This is a genomic window from Salinibius halmophilus (assembly GCF_003577475.1).
Taxonomy (GTDB): domain Bacteria; phylum Pseudomonadota; class Gammaproteobacteria; order Pseudomonadales; family Natronospirillaceae; genus Salinibius; species Salinibius halmophilus.
The window spans coordinates 106,025-126,138 of sequence record NZ_QPEP01000007.1; the positions used below are offsets into that span (position 1 = coordinate 106,025).

Consider the following 20,114-nt stretch of genomic DNA (forward strand, 5'->3'; position numbering starts at 1 on the left):
ACTTATGGCTACTCTTGTTGGCGAATGCTGGCGTACCACTCACTTGGATTGAGGATGTCGCCATCTTCATCTAATTCAGGATAGGGAATGCCGCGGTCATCGCAGTATCTGGCCATTTTGGGCAGCATCCAGCGAAACAATAGTGTGTGGTACTCATCATCTGGAATTTGTCTTGGGCCGTCGTACATGCCGGCATCGGTGCGTTGATTGCGCGCTTCACCAAGAATTAGCGCACAAGCAACCGATACATTAAACGACTCCACCATGCCTTCCATGGGTACCACAATGTGCTCATCTGCCATGTCGATGGCTGCACCCCGTACACCGTCTTTTTCATTCCCCATTAATATCGCACATGGCACTGTGTAATCCACTTGTCGGTAGTCAACAGCTCGGTCAGATAAATGCGCGGCATAAACCTTCATGCCCTGAGCTTGGGCTAAGCCGATCGCGTCTTCTACTTTGTCGTGCAAGCGCAAGTCTAGCCACTGCAGCGACCCGCCAGCTGTACGGTGGCGTTTGCGAAACTGAGTTTCACCGCGGGTAATATGAAAGCGATGTACGCCAAACGCATCACAGCTGCGAGCAATGGCGGCAATGTTGTGGGATTTATGTAGGTAGTCTGCAATCACCGTCAAGCTGGTTTGGCGGCGGTCTAGCATGGTTTTAATTCGTTCAAATCGTGCGCGAGTCATGACATCTAAAACTTTGACAACAAACCAGCATTATACCGCTTTTCGGTCGTTGCAGTATGATTGCGCTGCAAGAAAGGAGTATCAATGAAAGCATTATTAGTTTTTTTACTCGCACTGAGTTCGTTTGCTTATAGTGCCCAACTCATACGTCCACTCGCCCAGCAGTGGCCAGAGCTACCCGTTACCGAGCGCAGTGCTGTGGTGAACGAGCTATATCAGCACTTAAATAATATCGCCGAGCGCTCGGAAGTCGCCGAAATACAGGGCCTGTTGGGTGATGCCGAGAACTTGTTGTCACTGATATCCTCGCCCTTGCCGGAGTTAGAAGTTGAACTATTTTCACCTGAGTTGAAGCAGGTTTACCACATTGCCGATATAGAAAATACGCTCCAACGCTCGCAGCAATATAGTGTGCAAAAAACACGCTTACAAAATGAACTCACGCTACTAAACGAGAGCATACAAACGCTCGAAACCAAGGTGTTGAGCGTGCCGAGTGCAGGCTCCACGGTATCCGAGACAGTGGCTCAGCTCGAATATTTAAAGCACAACAGCCTGCTAATTTATCGACGCGACAAACAAACCCAGGTGAGTAATGCGCTGCAAACACTAGCAGACGAGCAAGCAAAGTTGAGCGCTTGGCTTGCTGGTGAAGCGCTTACCATTGCGCCAAGCGAGGCTGAAGTTAAGTGGGCACAGGCACAAGCGCCAGTGCTGTCGACACCCAGTAATCTAATGGGCTTGGTCAGCATTATTGGCATTAATGCCCAGCAACTACTCGATGGCGCCCGCCAGCAACAACAACTCAAGCGCCAGTTGATCGACCTCTACCAGCAACCCGACGACGAACAGTTCACTGTGCTTCGCCAAACCATGCAAACACAGCGTGGGCAGCTAGACGATCGTAGAGCAGTCATTCAACAAGCCATTGAAGCCAATGGTGATGTTGGCGATGAAACCGTGATGAACATCTTGCTTTCTGCCCGGCGCGTATTGAGCGAGCAAGAACAAGCGGCGCGCTTGAATGAGTTTTTAATCAAGCATTACCCCGTGCAGTTTCAAACCCTTGCCGAGCGCCAAGTTGGCGAACTAATGGCAGCAAGCCAGCTATCCTGGCAGGGAGTTAAAGACCTACTTGCTGCATTTTTTGGCTTTGAGTTAATAAAAATAGGGGCTAAGCCACTCACCGTTGGCGGCTTGTTATGGTTGCTTACTATGCTTGCCGCTGCTTGGTTATTACACCGCGCCGCCAAACGTGGGTTGCACCGTATGGCGCAGCGGTCACAGTCGTTTACCGAGTCGTCGGTGTTTACTGTAGATCGGTTACTGTTTTATGCCTTAATGACCGCCGCGGTGTTTTTATCCTTATCGGTACTTGGCATTGATTTAACCAAGTTTGCCTTAGTGGCTGGTGCCTTGTCGGTGGGGATTGGTTTTGGTTTGCAGTCGATATTTTCCAATTTTGTCTCTGGGCTGATTTTGCTATTTGAGCGGCCTGTGAAAGTGGGTGATTTGATCGAGTTAGAGTCGGGTGTGATGGGCAAAGTAAAAGCCATTAACGTGCGCTCGACTCAGGTGACCACGCCCGATAATATCGACGTGCTGGTGCCGAATAGCGAATTTGTTAATGGGCGGGTCACCAACTTTACCTTCGACGACCCGCAGCGGCGCTTGCATATAAAGTTCAGCGTGGCCTACGGCACAGATAAAGAATTGGTTCGTGAGGTTGTGGTTGCGGCAGCAGAGACAGTGCCCTATACCGTGAAAACCACAGAGCGCTCACCTGACGTGTGGTTGGTCAATTTAGGTGAGAGTGGCCTAGATTTTGAACTCATCGTGTGGATTGATGTGCGCAATATGCCATTAACGCATGGCATCTCAGCGCTTTACCTGTGGGAGGTGGAAAGCGCCTTAACCGCGGCGGGCCTAACTTTGCCAGTACCTCGCCGCGACATCCAGCTGCTGGAAAAAGCAGGTTACAAATAACCTTCTAAATCTGGGTCGATGGTGAGTGATACGCTGCGAGTGAACTCGCTGAGCTTGAGAGAATCCTTGGTTAGCTCAATATGCTCATCATCCATCACCGACTCACCGAACTGGTAGATGACTTGCGCCTCACCCGCGCATTCAGCGCTGTCGTAAGCCGCAGCTTTGGCTGCAACGCTCTCATTGTTTTGCAGCCAAGCTTGCATCGCCGCTTCGCCGTGCTTGTTTTGCAGCAAGGTTTTAGTTTTGGCAGGTGACAGCACCAGTGCCGAAGCATTATTGCCACCAAAGCCCTTGGAGTTGAGAATGCAAGCTTGCATGCGATCGCCCACCTCAAGGTGGTCTTGCAAAATGTTTAAGTGGCTTTGGTGTACATCGCTTGCGATGTGATCAATGGTTTTAATGCCAGGGATAAGGCCGTATTGCCAAACCCCTAAGCTTGCCACTAACTGATCCCCAGCTGCCGCCCCCATAGAGTGGCCAACGTAAGATTTCACCGCCGCAACCGGCCAGCTTTGAATGCCAAAATGCTTCGCCACTTCATTAAGAATGGAAGATTCCGTTACTCGGTTCTGCGGTGTGCCAGTACCATGTGCTTGCACAAAGGTATCGTTTAGCGCGTCGCGCCCAAGAATCGCCTCGGCCAGTGCCGTCGCTTTTGCCATGGTCACCCAGTTGCCAACACCGGGTGCCGAGATTGACTTCTTATTGGCATCGGCATTAATGAATACATCCGGCACTGAACCATGAATGTTGGCACCCAGCGCTAACGCGAGCTCGTCATCCATTAACACAACAAACTGGGCCGACTCGGCCATAGTGAAACCACAATTTTCCGAGAATGGTCGACAAGCTCGACGATTGTTTGGCTCGGTTGTGCCATCAATGTTGTTCAGCTCATCGTCTTGGGCGAGTGCCCCCATGACTCGAAACCCTTCCATGACTTCCGCCACCACTGGCGCCTCAGCGTTGCCAATAATGGCTACGCGCGCGCGACCTGCTTTGATGTCATGCAGACCTTGGCGCAGGTTGTACAAGAAAGACGCACAGGCCCCCATGTTGGTACCTGTGGCACCCACTGAGTTAATTAAATAGCTATTAATAAAATCTGCTGGCATTTCAGCCAACGACAGTGCCATCATTTTGGTGCTAGCACGGCCACCTTTATAGGGCGCAGAAATCAAACCACCTAGGCTGTCGTCATCCACTTGTGCCAGTGCTGAGCCAGCATAAACAGACACTTCATCTGGTTTAATGTGGTTTAGCACGTCAGCCCAGTCGATCCCCATCGCATTTAAAGCATCGGATGCGCCATATACCGTAAGTTTCAACCCACGCGGATGAAAGCGGCTGTTGTATAAGCTGCCTGGGTCGAAACCGGCGGGAATTTGACCAGCACTGGATACCGGAAACTGGTAGGTATCGGGCAGTAATACATCTAACTCGCCAGACGTGGTAATGCGAACCGTGCGGTTATCAATTTCTTCTACTTGCCAAGCATCGGGAATTTGGTTGGGCAGCTTGCGTTTGCTCAGGGCGAATGTAATACGCTCATCGCCTACTTTCAGCGGCGCACGATGCTGATAAGGCACGCGCTGGTAGTCAAAACAAGCTGGCTCAATTTTGCGCACGAGAGTGCCAGCCAAAATTTGCTCAACAACTTTCCCGCTCAGCGCGCCGTCGTGTTTGATTTGCATTTTATTGGCAAGGTCTTGCCAAGTGTTAGCCATGGTGGCAGCACTTAACTTTTCGTGCACCATGCGCTTATAACTGTGATGAAAAGAGCTGCGGCCTGCGGCGTTTATGCCGCCAAACGAAACAATAACCGGTAACTTTGCCATACTAACTCCCAAGTGTGACGTTTAACTATGACATTCAGTTTAAAATAGGCCATGCTGTAGCGGTTATGAAAAATAGGCCAACAGGGTTGATAAATGGGTCGTCAGAAAATATTGTTTTTACTCTACGACCGAGCATTGGTGACAGCGGTATCGCTGGCATGTGAAATGCTCGCGAGTGCCCAGCAAGCACAGCCACGTTTGGCGCGCAAACATCAGGGGCTCGATATTACCGTTAAGCAGTTATCGCCACAGGTAGAGGTAGTAGGTGGGCTGCCCATTCAGGCGCCCGTCTTAGAGCCCAGCGAGCGCTATGATCAGGTATTTTTACCCCCTATGTGGGGCAACCCGCTGCCGGTGCTAAAACAAAGCCCCCAATTTTTACAGCAGCTGCAGTTGTGGCATCAGCAAGGTAGCGAAATTATTGCCACCGGCACGGGTGTCAGTTGGCTTGCAGCAGCAGGTTTGTTGGATGACCGCATTGCCACCACACATTGGTACTACTTTGAACGTTTTGCCGACTTGTACCCACAAGTGAAACTGCAGCGACAAGCCTTTATTACCGAAGAAGACGGGTTGTTTTGCACAGGGTCAATTAACGCGTTGTCGGACCTCATTGTGCACTTTGTCCATCGCTGGTTTGGTCAACGCATCGGCCGAATTATTGAACAGCACTACGCCCACGAGATTTCCAGATCCGACCTGTCTATTCTGCGCCAAGATGGCCGCCTGCATCAGGATGAGGCGATTGCCAGCGCGCAAGCCTGGGCCAGTCGGCACTTACACCGGCGAGTGACGCAAGAAGAAATGGCCAAAGTAGCAGGCCTGCCGGTGCGAAGTTTTACCCGCCGATTTCGAGCCGCCACAGGGTTAAGTTTAAATCAATGGTTAACCGGTGAGCGCATTATGGCTGCCAAGGCGTTATTGCGCGAAACCAATCTAACGCTGGGTGAGATAGCCGAGCAAGTGGGATTTCAAGATCAAAGCTATTTTTCTCGTGTTTTTCATCGTCATTCAGACGTTACACCTATAGAATACCGCACCATTGTAAGGGCGAAGCTTTTTTCGCCAGGGTTGTAAAGTTAAGGAGTGGTCATGACCATTATGCAGGCACTCACGGCATTGATGCCGGTTTTGTCGGTTCTTTTATTTCTAGTTATTTTGCGCTGGCCGGCATCAAAAGCCATGCCGGTATCGGCATTGGTAGTGGCTGCAATGGCATGGTTCTTCTGGCAAATGCCAGTGGTGCAAATTTCAGCTGCTGTGCTGCAGGGCTGGGTGATTGCTGCACAAATCCTAATTATTGTGTTTGGCGCCATCTTCCTGCTCAATATTATGACCGCCACTGGAGCCATTGATCGGATTCGCGTCGGCTTCACTGGCATTAACCCAGACCGGCGAGTGCAGGCCATGATCATTGGCTGGCTGTTTGTTGCCTTTATGGAAGGTGCGTCTGGCTTTGGTACACCGGCTGCTATTGCCGCACCGCTATTAGTGGCACTTGGGTTTCCGCCTTTGGCGGCCATTGTGCTGGCACTGATTGCCGACTCAAGCCCAGTGTCGTTTGGCGCCATTGGCACGCCGATTGTGGTGGGGGTTAAACAAGGTTTGCCCGATGCCGCGACACCAGAGTTTATCACTCAGGTAACCCAGCAAACCGCGAGCATAGACCTGTTAGTGGGCAGCTTTATTCCCTTTATTATGGTGATGCTACTCACCCGCTTTTTTGGCGAGCAGAGATCGTTTAAACCAGCGTTGCAAGTGCTACCTTTTGCCTTGCTAGCAGGCTTTAGCTTTACCATTCCAGCTTGGATTGTGGCACACACCTTGGGCCCTGAGTTCCCAAGTATTATTGGTGGCTTAGTTGGTTTGGCCATCGTGGTGCTGTTTGCCAAAAATGGATGGTTGCTACCAAAAGATGTTTGGCGTTTTGCTAACGACCCAGTCGTTGAACTTAACGATGGTCGCCGCGAACGCATGCCAATTTGGCAAGCTTGGTTACCGTACTTAGCCGTGGCCCTGCTGCTGATTGCAACGCGTTTACCAGAACTTGGTTTAAAAGGCCTGCTGCAAGCCGTTGAATTAAACTTCAACAATATTCTAGCTACGGAAATCAGCGCTTCGCTACAGCCGCTTTACTTGCCTGGTTTTATTCTTTTTGTGGTCGCCCTAGCTGGCGCCATACTATGGCGTTTGCCAGCCAAAGAAGTGGTGGGTGCCACCAAACAAACCGCGGTGACGCTCATTCCAACCGTAATCACCTTGTTGGCCGCCGTGCCATTGGTGCGAATCTTTATTCACTCAGATGCCAACGGCGCCGAGCTGGCTGCCATGCCCATTGAACTAGCACAAGTAATGGTGGCAACTTTTGCCGACCAATGGCCGTTAGTTGCACCATTTATTGGCGCTTTAGGCTCATTTGTATCGGGCAGTGCCACCTTCTCGGTCATGATGTTTGCCACCTTCCAGTACGAAGTGGCCAACCAGCTTGGTATGGATCAAGCATCGATCATGGCGCTGCAACTACTAGGTGCCGGTGCTGGCAATATGATCTGCGTGGTCAACGTTGTTGCCGCCTGCTCAGTTGTTGGCTTATCCGGCAAAGAAGGCGCTGTGATTCGCATGGCAGCCATTCCAATGATTATTCTAGGTTTACTCGCTGGCCTGCAAGTGATGCTGCGCATGGCGATGTAATCGGCTTTGGTTATCTGGTGCTAGCCTTTGCTAGTTGCTACTAAGTTAAGCGGTGCTTGGGGTGTTTATTTCGAGACCGTCACTCGCATGGATGCGAGTGTCGAGCTTACAAGGGCAAAAACTGCTGCACAGCATTAAACGCATAAGTTGCGTTTAAAAGTTTTGCGACAGCACATGGATGTGCTGGCTGGTAGCCATCGCTCGGACGCATTGGCTCGTGCCTGCCCCTTGCAGTCCAAATCAGTAAGGCCATCAACCTTGCTATTGCCGTGGAAATCACTATAATACCGCGGCTTCGTGCCTAAGTGTTTAGCACTTGGGCGTACTTAAACGATGGTCATAAACGTTAGTTTATGTAAGTCAAACGGTAAGTGATTTCAAAGCTTACCCAATGAGGAGGACGCGGATGGTTGTAATTCGCCTAGCCCGTGGCGGTTCTAAGAAACGCCCATTTTATCATTTATCAGTGGCTGACAAGCGCAATGCGCGCGACGGCCGTTTCATCGAACGTGTTGGTTTCTTTAACCCTGTAGCGCGTGGCCAAGAAGAGTCGGTACGTATCGACCTTGAACGCGTCGACTACTGGGTAAGCAAAGGTGCGCAGCCTACTGATCGTGTTGCGCAGCTAGTTAAGGAATATCGCAAGGCTCAGGCCTAATCGCCAGGAGATTGCGCGATGGCTGATTCCGCAACAGAGTTTGTTGTCTTAGGCAAAATTAATGGTGCCTACGGCATTAAAGGGTGGGTAAAAGTGTATAGCTACACCGACCCAATGGATCGAATTCTGGATTACGGCAAATGGTTTCTACGCCGTGACGGAAAAGTTAAGCCTGTCGAAGTAAATCGTGGCCGTAGTCATGGTAAAGGCATGGTGGCACAGCTAGTTGGCTGTGAAGATCGCAACGCAGCAGAGGCAATCTGCGGCAGCGAAATCCTAGTTGCAAAACAGGACCTGCCCAACCTTGAAAACGGTGAATTTTATTGGTTCCAGCTCGTAGGCTTGGTTGTAATAAATCAAGACGGCGTGCGCCTTGGAACAGTAAAAGAAATGATGAGTGCCGGTAGTGCCCATGACGTAATGATCGTTGATGGGGATACCGACAGTGTTGATCGCGAGCAGCGCCTCATTCCATTTGTGGAAGACGTGTATGTGAAGTCGGTCGACATTGCTGAGCAACGCATCGTTGTAGACTGGGATCCAGAGTTCTAGCCATGTGGATTGGCGTAGTAACAATTTTCCCAGAAATGCTGCAAGCATTAACGGACTGTGGCGTAAGCCGCAGAGCGGTAGAGCAGGGCAAAGTGGTGGTAGACACCATTAACCCAAGAGACTTTACCCACGACGTGCACAAAACTGTGGACGATCGACCGTTTGGTGGCGGCCCTGGCATGCTAATGAAGTATGAACCAGTGGTGGCTGCCATTAATGAAGCCAAACGCCGAGCGCCGGGCGCTGCAAAAGTGATATACCTATCACCGCAGGGCAAGGTGTTTAACCAGCAGGCGGCAACAGCATTGACCAGCGAAGAGAATTTAATTTTCTTATGTGGTCGCTACGAGGGTGTAGACGAGCGCATTGTTGAAGCGCACGTTGATGAGGAGTGGTCGTTAGGCGACTTCGTACTCAGCGGTGGAGAGCTTGCAGCAATGACCATGATGGATGCCATCATTCGATTGTTGCCAGGTGTGTTAAATCACGACCGCTCTGCTGTAGAAGACTCATTTACCAATGGTTTATTAGATTGTCCGCACTATACGCGGCCTGTAGAGATTGACGGCATGTCCGTTCCAGATGTACTCCGCAGTGGCAATCACGCAGCTATCGAGAATTGGCGAAACCAACAGGCATTAGCAAGAACATGGCTAAGACGCCCAGAGCTGTTAAAAGATGTCGAATTAGACAAAAAACAGCGAGCGTTTTTAAAAACGCTACGGGAGTCTGGGCCGAGCGAAGATTCTGAGGAGCTTTAAATGAGCAACAAAACACCACTGATTCAGCAGCTAGAAGCTGAACAAATGACAAAAGAAGTCCCTGAGTTTGCACCAGGTGACACCGTAGTAGTACAAGTTAAAGTAGTAGAAGGCACGCGTGAGCGTCTTCAGGCATACGAAGGCGTAGTAATTGGTAAGCGCAACCGTGGTCTGAACTCTGCTTTCACTGTTCGTAAAATTTCAAGCGGCGTTGGCGTTGAGCGTACATTCCAAACGTACAGCCCACAAGTAGCTGAAATTGAAGTGAAGCGTCGTGGTGACGTTCGCCAAGCGAAACTTTACTACCTACGTGAGCGTTCAGGTAAATCTGCACGTATCAAAGAGAAAATCACTGCTAAGTCTAACTAAGCATTGTTATCTCAAAAAAAACCCAGCCATTGGCTGGGTTTTTTTATGCGTAGGTTTTACAAACCGAAGGTTTGGGAAACATTGATTGATGCCAATCAACCCCATCAAACTTGTCAAATCGATATTTTACTACCTTGGATTCGGTCACAAATCTACCGTTTAAATTTCATAATTCTATCATTGTTCGGTAAAAAATGAGGGGTAGGGCTGGTTTTTAATCCTGACTTTTGGTTTAGTTGTGCCACGTTTAAATACCAAATTTGAGGTACGTGATGGCCAAAACAATTATTAAAGCCACACCACTGCTGTTAGCCGGTATTGTGCTAGCAGGCTGTAATAGCTCTGGCGGGGGCGGCGAACAAGCGCCACAACCAGCTGATCCTACCCCGGTAGTCACAGCAACACCTATTGCTACTCCAACCCCTACTCCGACTCCAAGGGCAACTTTGCCGCCAACGCCGATTCCTTCTCCGAGGGCAAACTCTGAGACAGTGCTCAACGATACCGGCATGTTGAAATGTGGGGATGTTGCGAGTTTGCAGTCTACCGGTCGTCAAGGATCGGGTATTAGTTATACAAATAATGAAGACTGCATTTATTACTATGATGAGGGTGGCGACCCAATCCCACAGGGTCAGGATGGTCGAGTCGGTCGAGATTCAACCAACTTTGATGACACAGACGGTACTGCAGGATTTTCATTTACCAAGTTAGCTGCAGATGGTGGTGGCGACCTTGCCCAAAACTCGTCATCTTGGGGCTGTGTTCGTGACGAGGTATCGGGACTAATCTGGGAAGTGAAGGATGATACGTCCATTACCAGTCCTAGTTTCCCAGAGTTCACATTCTCTTGGTTTTCTAGTTCCTCTAGTGCAGATGGCAATGGAGTTAATGGTGGTAGGCAGGGTGAAGGTATTTGTAACGACAGTGAGTTCTCGCCGTTAGAGCGCTGTGATACCGAAGACTTCATAAATAAAATCAACGAGTCGCAACTTTGTGGCCTTACAAATTGGCGCTTACCGACGCGTACAGAGCTATTGGGCTTGGTTGACTATGGGTTCAACGACTCACCGGATGGCCTTAGAAATGCCGCAATTGATATGAAATTCTTTCCAGGAACTCGACCTGATCAGTATTGGGTTAGCTCTCCAGCAATCACACTAGATAACACGGTAGAAGCCATTGGCTACAACAGTTTCATCGGTTACACGGTCGATTTTGAGACCGGGCTTTTGGTTAAATCATGGCGCAACAATGAAGACCCAAATCAGATAGGGAAGCATCGTGTTCGCCTTGTTAGTGATGGGTTTGGAGAGTAATGATGAAAAAAATAGTAATAGCGATGTCTGTTCTTATTGGTGCCACTGTATCGGCAGAGCAAAAATGTTTTTTTGATAGTATCACTGCTACTACTCCAACCGCAGAGTTCGTTGACAACCTTGACGGAACGGTTACAGACTCTACAACTGGACTGATGTGGCAGGCGTGCTCTGAAGGGCAAAGCTTTGCAGATGGCAGCTGTTCAGGGCAAGCGCAAGCTCATACATGGAAAAGCGCGCTCGAGGTTGCTCAGTCGAGCGCTTTTGCAGGCTTTTCTGATTGGCGACTGCCAAATATTAAAGAGCTCGAGTCGATTGTAGAGCAAGCTTGCGTTAACCCTGCCGTGAACTCACAAGTGATACGGTCAGCAGAGGCCAGAGATTACTGGTCGTCTACGCCAGATGTATTAAATGCAGACCAAGTGCTCGCGCTAGAGTATTACTTTGGCGAGCTACGCTCTGTTAAAAAACAGCCCGGTGATACCGAGATTTTCGTTCGTTTAGTGCGCGATGCAAACTAAGCTTCGACAGAAAAAAATGCCGGCGATTGCCGGCATTTTTGTATGCATCATCGGCGAAAATCATTGTCTAGCCCTCAATATAACCTTTTTTAGCAAACAAAGTGTTTTGTGTAATTGACACTTTGCTCTCTAGCCCTTATCGTTCCGCTGGTTTTAATCGCTGAATTCATTCAGCTCATACAGCACGAAAAGAGGACGTCAAATTGAATCCGGTTAATGTAGGAATATGCGGTCTTGGTACTGTCGGCGGTGGTACTTTTAATGTACTTAAGCGCAATGCTGACACCATTCGTCAGCGCGTTGGACGCGATGTACGAATTACCCGCGTAGCAGCGCGCCAAGCCAATCCAGCTTGTGACCTAACCGGTGTTGAGCTTACCAATGATATTATGGACATCGCGCGCGCTGACGATGTGGATATTGTGGTAGAGCTAATTGGCGGCTACGACGCAGCATTTGAGCTGGTTAAAGAAGCTGTGAGCAACGGCAAGCACGTGGTAACAGCAAACAAAGCCTTGATTGCCGTGCACGGCAACGAGCTATTTGCACTAGCAAAAGAAAAAGGCGTGACTATCGCGTTTGAAGCAGGCGTTGCCGGTGGCATTCCAATCATTAAAGCATTGCGTGAAGGCCTAACGGCAAACCAAGTAGAAAGCTTGGCAGGTATCATCAATGGTACCGGCAACTTCATCATGACCGAAATGGCCGAAAAAGGCCGTGCGTTTAATGATGTGCTCGCCGAAGCGCAGGCCCTTGGCTATGCCGAAGCAGACCCAACATTCGACGTAGAAGGCATTGATGCGGCACATAAGCTAACGATTCTAGCGTCGATTGCATTTGGCATTCCGTTGCACTTTAAAAAAGTATACACCGAAGGCATCTCGCAAATTTCGCAAGAAGATGTGCAGTTTGCTGACGAGCTGGGTTATGCCATTAAGCACCTAGGTGTAGCGCGCCGCGCCGAAGAAGGTGTTGAAATGCGCGTACACCCAACACTCATACCAAACAAACGCTTGTTGGCAAATGTTAACGGCGTGTTAAATGCCGTACAAGTACAAGGCGATGCCGTAGGCCCAACCATGTACTACGGCCCAGGTGCTGGTTCTGAACCAACTGCCTCGGCGGTAATTGCCGACATCATTGATATCGCTCGCCAAATTGATTCGGGCTTTAGCGTGCCACCACTAGGCGTAGCTGAACCAGACGAAACCGTGCGCGTGTTGGATATTGAAGAAGTTGAAAGCGCCTACTACTTGCGCATGAATGTTGCCGACCAAGTAGGCACCATGGCAGCGGTTGCGCAAATTATGCGTGATAATGAAATTAACATCGAAGCCATCATTCAGAAAGAACCAAAAGAAGGCCACAACATGGTGACCTTGGTAATGCTGACGAAGGCAGTCAAAGAAAAACGCTTGAACAGCGCTTTGGCGCAACTAGGCGACATGCCACAAGTGATGGAAGGCGTTACGCGCATCCGTGTGGAGTTGCTGGAAGGTTAATATGAAATACATCAGTACTCGTGGCCAAGCGCCAACCCTAAACTTTGAAGACGTGTTGCTCACTGGCTTAGCCAGTGACGGTGGTTTGTACGTGCCAGAAACGCTGCCGCAATTCTCGTTAGACGAAATTCGCGCGATGCGTGAACTGCCATACAACGAGCTAGCATTCAAAATTGTGCAGCCATTTGTTGGTGGATGCATTGCCGATGCCGACCTAAAAGCCATTATCGATGATACCTATGGCTCGTTTGCCCACAAAGCGGTTGCACCGGTAACGCAAATTGACCATAACGAATATGTATTGGAGCTATTCCACGGCCCAACACTAGCGTTTAAAGACTTTGCACTGCAGCTATTGGGCCGTTTACTTGACCACGTATTGGAAAAGCGCCAAGAGCGTGTAGTGATTATGGGTGCCACCTCTGGTGATACCGGCTCGGCAGCGATTGAAGGCTGTAAGCGTTGTAACAACATTGATATCTTCATCTTGCACCCGCACAACCGGGTAAGTGAAGTACAGCGCCGCCAGATGACCACCATTGAAGGTGACAACATCTACAACATTGCCATCGAAGGCAACTTCGATGACGCTCAGGCAATGGTGAAAGCGTCGTTCGGTGATCAAGGCTTCTTGCGCGGCGAGCGCCGCCTAGTGGCCGTTAACTCGATCAACTGGGCGCGCATCATGGCGCAGATTGTTTACTACTTCTACGCTAGCCTAAACCTAGGCGGGCCAGACCGTAAGATGTCTTACTCGGTGCCAACCGGTAACTTTGGTGACATTTTCGCAGGCTACCTAGCCAAGCGCATGGGCTTACCAATCGACCAGCTGGTGATTGCTACCAACCGCAATGACATTCTGCACCGCTTAATCTCGACTGGTATCTACAAAAAAGAAGCCCTTGAGCACACTTTGTCGCCAAGTATGGACATTGTGGTATCAAGTAACTTTGAGCGTATGTTGTTCGACCTATACGACCGCGATGGCAACGTGCTGGCTGACCTAATGCAGCGTATGAACAATGAAACCGTTGAACTCGACGCTGATAAGCTAGCTAAAGCACGCGAACTATATAGCTCGGCAGCGGCAGACGATGAAGTGACATCAAAAGTAATTAGCGATGTGTTTAACGACACCGGCTACTTGCTCGACCCGCATACGGCTATTGGCGTACATGCCGCGCGCACCACGCGCTGGAACAAAGACGTTCCTATGATTACGCTAGGTACCGCACACCCAGTGAAATTTGCCCCAGCCATAGAAAAAGCTGGTTTGGCATCACCTGAGTTGCCACACCACCTAGCCGACTTGTTCGAACGCGACGAGCGCTACACAGTGCTACCAGCCGAACTCACAACCGTGCAAAGCTTCATTGCTGACCACGTATTTGGCTGATAACAACCAAACACTGACTCTCTCTCAGTGAGCCCACCTCTGGTGGGCTTTTTTAATTGTGTTGGTCATTCCCGCGAAGGCGGGAATCTATTTGCTATATTAAACCCTTCAAACTAGACACCCGATAAGACCACTCGGGTGTGACGGGGTTGAGTCATTCCCGCGAAGGCGGGAATCTAGTTGTTGGACAGACTACCAGCTGGATCCCCGATAAAATCACTCGGGGATGACAAACTCGGTCACACCCACGCCATGCTGTGCCAGGCGCATTGGGGGCTAGCGAAGGCGCGGCGGATGTAGGCGGTGCACTCATCAACAAAGCCTTCGCTGGTATCAGCCCTCCAAAACTGGCGCCCAGCTACGTAGGCTGTGGCATATTCCTGCCACGAGCGATATAGCGGTTTGGCAAGGCTGGCAAGCTTTAGGTGTTGCTGGGTAGCCACTTCTGAGCTAATCCAACCACAGCGATGCGCACACTGGGTCAGCCAGCTTGCGCGGCCAATGTCCCAGGCTTTAATGCCGCCTTGGGCTAGGCGGTGGCGATAATTTAGGACTAGCTCAAACTTGGCTTGGTCGTTGGCATCAAAACGGCTAATAAACGCACGAGCACGCGTGTCAGTCATGGTGCGCAGGCGATGGCAGTACTGCCAATAAGAGTCGGTATGGCCGCTGTCGATTAACCACTGATAGGTTTCAAAATAGTCATCGCCCGATTCAATACCCCAATCACGTTTTAAGCTTTGTTTGGTACCAGTTAGGTCGTTGTCGTTTTCTTCACTTAGCAGCTGGTTGTATGGGGTGTTGTTCTGCGAGGCCAGCACGGCACCTAGCCCGATGGCCCATGTTAGTTGGTCGCTCATGCGGCTTCTCCTAGTGCATCTACTTGTGGTTTAAACGCAGCGGCGGTTTCGGGCGCTAGTGTATTCAACTGTTCCCAAGCTTGGTTTGCGCGCTCGCTGTCTTGGCGCTTTATTGCTAGCTCTAAAACCTGCTGCCAGCACGCTGGCATGCGCTCCTGTACCCGTGCGGCTTGGTCGGCCGCATCCTGTGCTTTGTCGAGTTCGTTTAGCGACTCGTAGCAGTAAGCAAGGTTGCGATAAGGTTGGGCGCTATAAAGGTTTTTACTGGCGGCAAATTGAAAGTGCGGCAACGCTTCTAAATGCTGATTTAAGCGCGAATGCAGCACACCCAAGGTGGTGTGGTAATCTGCTTTACTTGGCGCTAACGCCACGGCTTGCTTGGCAGCGGCTAAGCCAGAATCAAATGCGCCCGTTTGAATGCTCAATGTAGCAACTTGATAAAAGGCTTCGTCGTCACTTGGCTGGTGCTTGCATACGGCTTGCCAGCGTTCTAAAGCTTTCTCTTGCTCACCTTCACTGGTGTACATCTCGGCCAATAGGCGGGTGGGTAAGTGCACCGGTACCTTGTGATGCCACTTTTTCAATAAATACTTCAGCTCGAACTCGGGCTTTTTCTGGGTGCCCAAGCGGTACTCACACAGCGTGCGATAAAACAGGCGCAATGGCCCGCCTTGGTAAAACTCGTGACCAGGTTTTTCATGTTTGCGCAGCCCCCGCCAAAATTGCAGGCTAAAGATACTGGCGCTTTTAATGTAGCGCAGCGCTTCCTCATATTGCTCGGTGGCTACTAGACTTTTCACCAATTCTTTTGCCACCACGTCGCGCTTGGAACCCTTGGTTTTTTGGTAAGCTGCTTTTAGGTTGTTGATCATGGCTTGGTGGCATTTTAGCTGCAGTACACGCAGTTCCACATCATAAGGCGCGTGGCTTGCTACGGTTTCAAGAATAGCGAGCGCTTCGCTAAACAACCCTTTTTCAATGTAGGCATTAGCCATGCCCCGAAGGGCATCAATGTTCTGCTCGTCTATTTCAAGCACCTTGCGGTAGCACTCATTACGCTCGTGGTTATTACTGGCCAGGCGCGCTAGGGCAAGCCAGGCATCGGCATCCTCTATTTGCTGATAATGCACCTTGGCAGTGGCGATATTATCCTGGCATTCAAACAACACACCGGCTAAGCGGTGCAGCTCTGGGTCGGTATTGGTAAGTTTGAGTAGGTCGGCCAGCACCTTTTCGCCCTCGGCCCATTGCTCGCTTTGAATGCAGTGCTCTAAATATTCACGCCCATTTAAGTAGTGGTCGAATTGGGCTGGGTCGGCAATAGTCGCGTGCAGGGGTAACTGCCATTCACTCATTTGAATGCGGCGTAAGGTGCGGTCGATAAACTCGTCGCTAAAGTACTTACTCAGCGCCACATAGTTTTGCTGCCAAGCAAAGCGCTGCTCAAAAAATTGCCACACTTGCGCTGGCACGTGCGGGTGCTGGCCTAAATAGTTAAATACATTCAACGCCAAACTTTGCAACGCACCCATGTGTTGCAGTGCTGGCGAATAGAACAAGTTTTGCCAATCGGCTTGTGAAGTACGCTTGCTGGTATCTTGATACAGAGCGTCGAGCTGGCTAAGGAATCGTTTGGCGAGCACGTCGGCTTCGCTTTCTTCTGGGGCTTGGTTGCTGGCTTCTGTCGTACTGGCTTCCGTATGGTCTTCTTTAGTGGTAGAAGCTGTTTCGGTGCTCTCTGCCTTGGTACTGGCTGTTTCAGTCTTTGCAGCGCTTTCGTTTGCAGTCGTTTTTACTGGCGCTTTTTGCATGCCGGCTAAAGCGGCTTCATACGCTTGGCGCAGGGCAACAAACTGCTCTGGGTTATCTTCTGGGTTACAGCGTTTTAGTTTGCGCGCATACGCACGCTTAATTTGTTTGCTGTCGTGCGTTGGTTCAATCTCTAAGTGTTGCCAACAATCCATGCTTATACTTCCTCTAAACTATTAAGCGACTGACTGACCAGTTCGCGCACTTGCTCAATAATCTCTGGATCTTGCGAGGCCAGTGCTGATTCAAACTGCTTAAGCCACTCATCAACCCGCTCGCGCTCATGCCCACGCAGTTGGGCATACAAGCGCTCACCTTTGGCAATAACCGAGGCGTTTAACTGTTGGTCTTTGGGGTGAATTTTTAGCGGCGCTAAGGCTTCTAGGCGCTTGGCAATCTCGGCTTCACTCAGCTCTTCACTGCTTTGCACAAACACCTTATTGGCTGTTTCGCTGCCTACCGACGCTTCTACCTCTAACAAACCATCGATGTCGTAAGTAAAACGAATGCTCACCAGTTGGCGCTCATCGCGTGGCGCAAACTGCACATTGAACTCACCTAAGGCAAAGTTGTCGGCAAGATTGCGTGACTCGCCTTGAAATACCTCTACCTTAATCTCTTCCTGGCCGGGATAACTAGTGCTGTATTCGTTCATTCGGCTAGTAGGCACCACGGTGTTGCGCTCGATAACAGGCGAAAAGCGATTGCCAAATTCGCCTTGCACTGCCACCCCTAACGTGTGTGGACATACATCGGTCACCACCACATCTTTGAGGGCTTGATTACGCGCTTTCAGCCCCGCCTGAATGGCTGCACCACGCGCCACAACCAACTCTGGTGCGGTATCGATGCGAGCAAAGTTGCCTAGCCACTGGCTTGCCGCCGAACGTACCAGCGGCATTTGACTTGCGCCACCCACCAGTACCACGTCGTCTAGCTCGCTGGCTTGCAGCTTGGCATCCATCATAGCTTGTTGAATGGGGCGTTGCAGGCGCTGCATAAGGGGCGCGCAAATATCGCTGAAGGTATTGCGGTTAAGCTGCCAAGTAAACGACGCTTCAGCCAAATTTACCTCCACGCTTGCTTCAAACTCATTGGTGAGCTGGCGCTTTAACTGCTCGCCCAAGCGGCGCAACTGCGCCTGGCTTTGTGGTGATAAGTTGGTTAGCCCTTGTGTGTGTTGGCAATGCTCAATGATGGCATCGAGGAAGTCTTCACCACCTAGTTGCTGGTCGCCAGCGGTGGCGGTAATTTCCATAATGCCATCAAAACTATTCAGCACCGAAACATCAAAGGTGCCGCCGCCAAGGTCGAGTACCACAATATTGCGCTCGTCATCCTCGGCAAGTAGGCCATAAGTGAGCGCGGCAGCGGTGGGTTCATTGATTAAGCGCTCCACCTTAAACCCTGCTAACTTGCCAGCAAGCTTGGTCATGCGCCGCTGCGCTTCATTAAAATAAGCTGGCACACTGATAACCGCCTCGGTGACCGGCTCGCCCAAAAACTGCTCGGCATCTTGCTTAAGCGACTTCAGCACCATAGCCGAGAGCATCTCGGGCGTGTAGGACACATGATTCAGCACCACAGTGCGCTGCGTGCCCATTAGGCGTTTAAACAAATGAGTGGTAAGGGCAGGGTGGGTAATTAAGCGCTCTTGCGCAGGCTTGCCAACCAATAAAGTATCGCCATCCACACTCACCACCGACGGCGTTAAAAAATCGCCATGGGCATTGGGAATAAGCGTGGCACCGGCATCGGTAAATACAGAAATGGCACTTTGGGTAGTGCCCAGATCGATTCCAACAATCATAGCTGTCCTTGCAATGGTTTTTAGCTAATGTAGCAAACTCTAAAGATTAGGATCAATCGTGCGATAGGTGGTTGCGACGGGCGTCTAGCTTATAGGTTACCGCCATCACACCCGTCACGCCCGAGGGTTTAATCGGGCGTCTAGCTTATAGGTTACCGCCATCACACCCGTCACGCCCGAGGGTTTAATCGGGCGTCTAGCTTATAGGTTACCGCCACCGCACCCGTCACGCCCGAACGTTTTTATCGGGCGTCTAGCTTAGGTAAAAAATCCCGTAGGTCTTTAAATAAATCCGCTTGCGGATTTTTTGAAGACAATAAACGCTATAAAAAGCACTAATTTATAAAAATTAAATAAAATAAATAAATTAGTAATAAAAAATCACAAAATAACTAAAAAATAAAATAAAAACTACGAGTTCCTACCCAAGCCAACAAGCACGACAGCCAGCAAGCATTTCACCCCAAGAATCGCCACCAGATTAAGTACCTTCAACTCGGCAGCTGACCGGTAAACTTCGACACCAACTCATCAACTTTCGAGGCTGGCTTGTGCTTCAGTTGCTCACAACCACATTTTGGGCACTGTGTGGGGGGTGCTTCAAACACTGCATCGCCAGGTGGTGCATATATTCCCGACCATCTGCATTGCGTACACGAAATCTTTCTAGCCATCGGCTTTATTGGCATTGTTACCTCCTTGAAGCCGCCCTATGAAGGGCGGCAGCCTTTTTAAATATTAACGTCAACAATCGACAGCAGATTTGTATTCGTTCTTGTCCACCATTCTTCTTCATCGATACTCATTAGATCAAGTGCTTTCATTAAAACTGGCACTGCTTGTTCATTATCGCCAAGTTTCATAAGACACTCACCGCGCATCGCAAATGCTATATTGCGCTTTCTCTTATAATCATTGGCTAAGCTTTCATAAGGAATAAGAGCGCGAAGCTTGTTTAATGGGAACTCTTTGCGGTCGTCATAACTAGCTCCATAATAGGGTTCCAGTGTGCTCGTTATTATGTTCGCTAGGTAGTTGGCTTTCTTGCTATAGTCTTCCAAAACTGGTATCGCTTCTTTGCATTGCTCGTTAGCGAATAGCTGTCTTGCGCTCTCCTCAAGAGCATCTACTGCAGGCTGTGTCACAATGCCAAGCTCATCTGCATCCTCTTGCAGGCTAGAAAGGTTAAACGGGTCCTCGGCTATAGAGAATGTAGCCAAAAACAGCAAGGCAAAAATAGAAAGGTTTTTCATAAATGATCCTTGTTTATTTAGGTGTTGGTGAAACAAGAACCAGATTAATAGCCAGTAATCATCAAAGCGATACTGGCCAAAATAACATGTC

General features: G+C 50.0%; 17 protein-coding genes. 11 read left to right on the forward strand and 6 right to left on the reverse strand.

What is annotated here, in order from left to right; genetic code table 11:
- Positions 1 to 8: 8 nt before the first annotated feature.
- Positions 9 to 695, reverse strand: coding sequence for a tRNA (guanosine(18)-2'-O)-methyltransferase TrmH (gene trmH / locus DUW71_RS09555; protein ID WP_119395028.1), 687 nt, complete (start codon positions 693 to 695; stop codon positions 9 to 11).
- A gap of 84 nt (positions 696 to 779) precedes the next feature.
- Between trmH and DUW71_RS09560 the strand changes: the two genes are divergently transcribed.
- The gene (locus tag DUW71_RS09560) at positions 780 to 2,681 is read left to right on the forward strand and encodes a mechanosensitive ion channel family protein (RefSeq protein ID WP_119395029.1); all 1,902 of its coding nucleotides are present in this window, start codon (positions 780 to 782) and stop codon (positions 2,679 to 2,681) included.
- On the opposite strand, the gene DUW71_RS09565 is transcribed toward DUW71_RS09560, so the two are convergent.
- Complete coding sequence (locus DUW71_RS09565; RefSeq protein ID WP_119395030.1) at positions 2,672 to 4,522, reverse strand: beta-ketoacyl synthase; 1,851 nt, start codon at positions 4,520 to 4,522, stop codon at positions 2,672 to 2,674. The two genes, DUW71_RS09560 and DUW71_RS09565, sit on opposite strands and share 10 nt — an antisense overlap.
- A 93-nt stretch (positions 4,523 to 4,615) precedes the next feature.
- Here DUW71_RS09565 and DUW71_RS09570 point away from each other — a divergent pair, with 93 nt between their 5' ends.
- The 10 genes from DUW71_RS09570 to thrC all read left to right on the forward strand — a co-directional run bounded on the left by DUW71_RS09570 (position 4,616) and on the right by thrC (position 14,291).
- Positions 4,616 to 5,599 (forward strand): GlxA family transcriptional regulator, encoded by a 984-nt coding sequence (locus DUW71_RS09570; RefSeq protein ID WP_119395031.1) that lies wholly within the window; start codon positions 4,616 to 4,618, stop codon positions 5,597 to 5,599.
- A gap of 15 nt (positions 5,600 to 5,614) precedes the next feature.
- Complete coding sequence (locus DUW71_RS09575; RefSeq protein WP_119395032.1) at positions 5,615 to 7,213, forward strand: L-lactate permease; 1,599 nt, start codon at positions 5,615 to 5,617, stop codon at positions 7,211 to 7,213.
- A 406-nt stretch (positions 7,214 to 7,619) separates the two neighbouring features.
- On the forward strand, positions 7,620 to 7,871 hold the full coding sequence (gene rpsP, locus DUW71_RS09580) for a 30S ribosomal protein S16 (protein ID WP_119395033.1): 252 nt from the start codon (positions 7,620 to 7,622) through the stop codon (positions 7,869 to 7,871).
- A gap of 18 nt (positions 7,872 to 7,889) precedes the next feature.
- Positions 7,890 to 8,423: a ribosome maturation factor RimM gene (rimM, locus tag DUW71_RS09585; protein ID WP_119395034.1), complete on the forward strand. Its 534-nt coding sequence runs from the start codon at positions 7,890 to 7,892 to the stop codon at positions 8,421 to 8,423.
- 2 nt (positions 8,424 to 8,425) lie between these two features.
- Entirely contained in the window at positions 8,426 to 9,184 is a 759-nt protein-coding gene (trmD, locus tag DUW71_RS09590) for a tRNA (guanosine(37)-N1)-methyltransferase TrmD (RefSeq protein WP_119395035.1), read from the forward strand.
- A complete protein-coding gene (gene rplS, locus DUW71_RS09595; RefSeq protein WP_119395036.1) occupies positions 9,185 to 9,553 on the forward strand; it encodes a 50S ribosomal protein L19 in 369 nt (122 codons plus the stop codon). It abuts the gene before it with no gap.
- 272 nt (positions 9,554 to 9,825) lie between these two features.
- Complete coding sequence (locus DUW71_RS09600; RefSeq protein WP_119395037.1) at positions 9,826 to 10,872, forward strand: Lcl C-terminal domain-containing protein; 1,047 nt, start codon at positions 9,826 to 9,828, stop codon at positions 10,870 to 10,872.
- A 2-nt stretch (positions 10,873 to 10,874) separates the two neighbouring features.
- Positions 10,875 to 11,393: an Lcl C-terminal domain-containing protein gene (locus tag DUW71_RS09605; RefSeq protein ID WP_158583960.1), complete on the forward strand. Its 519-nt coding sequence runs from the start codon at positions 10,875 to 10,877 to the stop codon at positions 11,391 to 11,393.
- A gap of 203 nt (positions 11,394 to 11,596) precedes the next feature.
- Positions 11,597 to 12,895, forward strand: coding sequence for a homoserine dehydrogenase (locus DUW71_RS09610; protein WP_119395039.1), 1,299 nt, complete (start codon positions 11,597 to 11,599; stop codon positions 12,893 to 12,895).
- 1 nt (position 12,896) lies between these two features.
- Positions 12,897 to 14,291 (forward strand): threonine synthase, encoded by a 1,395-nt coding sequence (thrC, locus tag DUW71_RS09615; protein ID WP_119395040.1) that lies wholly within the window; start codon positions 12,897 to 12,899, stop codon positions 14,289 to 14,291.
- 239 nt (positions 14,292 to 14,530) lie between these two features.
- Here thrC and DUW71_RS09620 read toward each other — a convergent pair whose 3' ends face one another.
- The 4 genes from DUW71_RS09620 to DUW71_RS09640 form a co-directional block, all read right to left on the reverse strand.
- Positions 14,531 to 15,151: a DUF1266 domain-containing protein gene (locus DUW71_RS09620; RefSeq protein WP_119395041.1), complete on the reverse strand. Its 621-nt coding sequence runs from the start codon at positions 15,149 to 15,151 to the stop codon at positions 14,531 to 14,533.
- Complete coding sequence (locus DUW71_RS09625; RefSeq protein WP_119395042.1) at positions 15,148 to 17,115, reverse strand: tetratricopeptide repeat protein; 1,968 nt, start codon at positions 17,113 to 17,115, stop codon at positions 15,148 to 15,150. The genes DUW71_RS09620 and DUW71_RS09625 overlap by 4 nt, the downstream gene beginning before the upstream one ends.
- Positions 17,116 to 17,117: 2 nt before the next feature.
- Positions 17,118 to 18,770: an Hsp70 family protein gene (locus DUW71_RS09630; RefSeq protein WP_119395043.1), complete on the reverse strand. Its 1,653-nt coding sequence runs from the start codon at positions 18,768 to 18,770 to the stop codon at positions 17,118 to 17,120.
- Positions 18,771 to 19,501: 731 nt separating this feature from the next.
- The gene (locus DUW71_RS09640; RefSeq protein WP_119395045.1) at positions 19,502 to 20,023 is read right to left on the reverse strand and encodes a hypothetical protein; all 522 of its coding nucleotides are present in this window, start codon (positions 20,021 to 20,023) and stop codon (positions 19,502 to 19,504) included.
- Between the last annotated feature and the right edge of the window lie 91 nt (positions 20,024 to 20,114).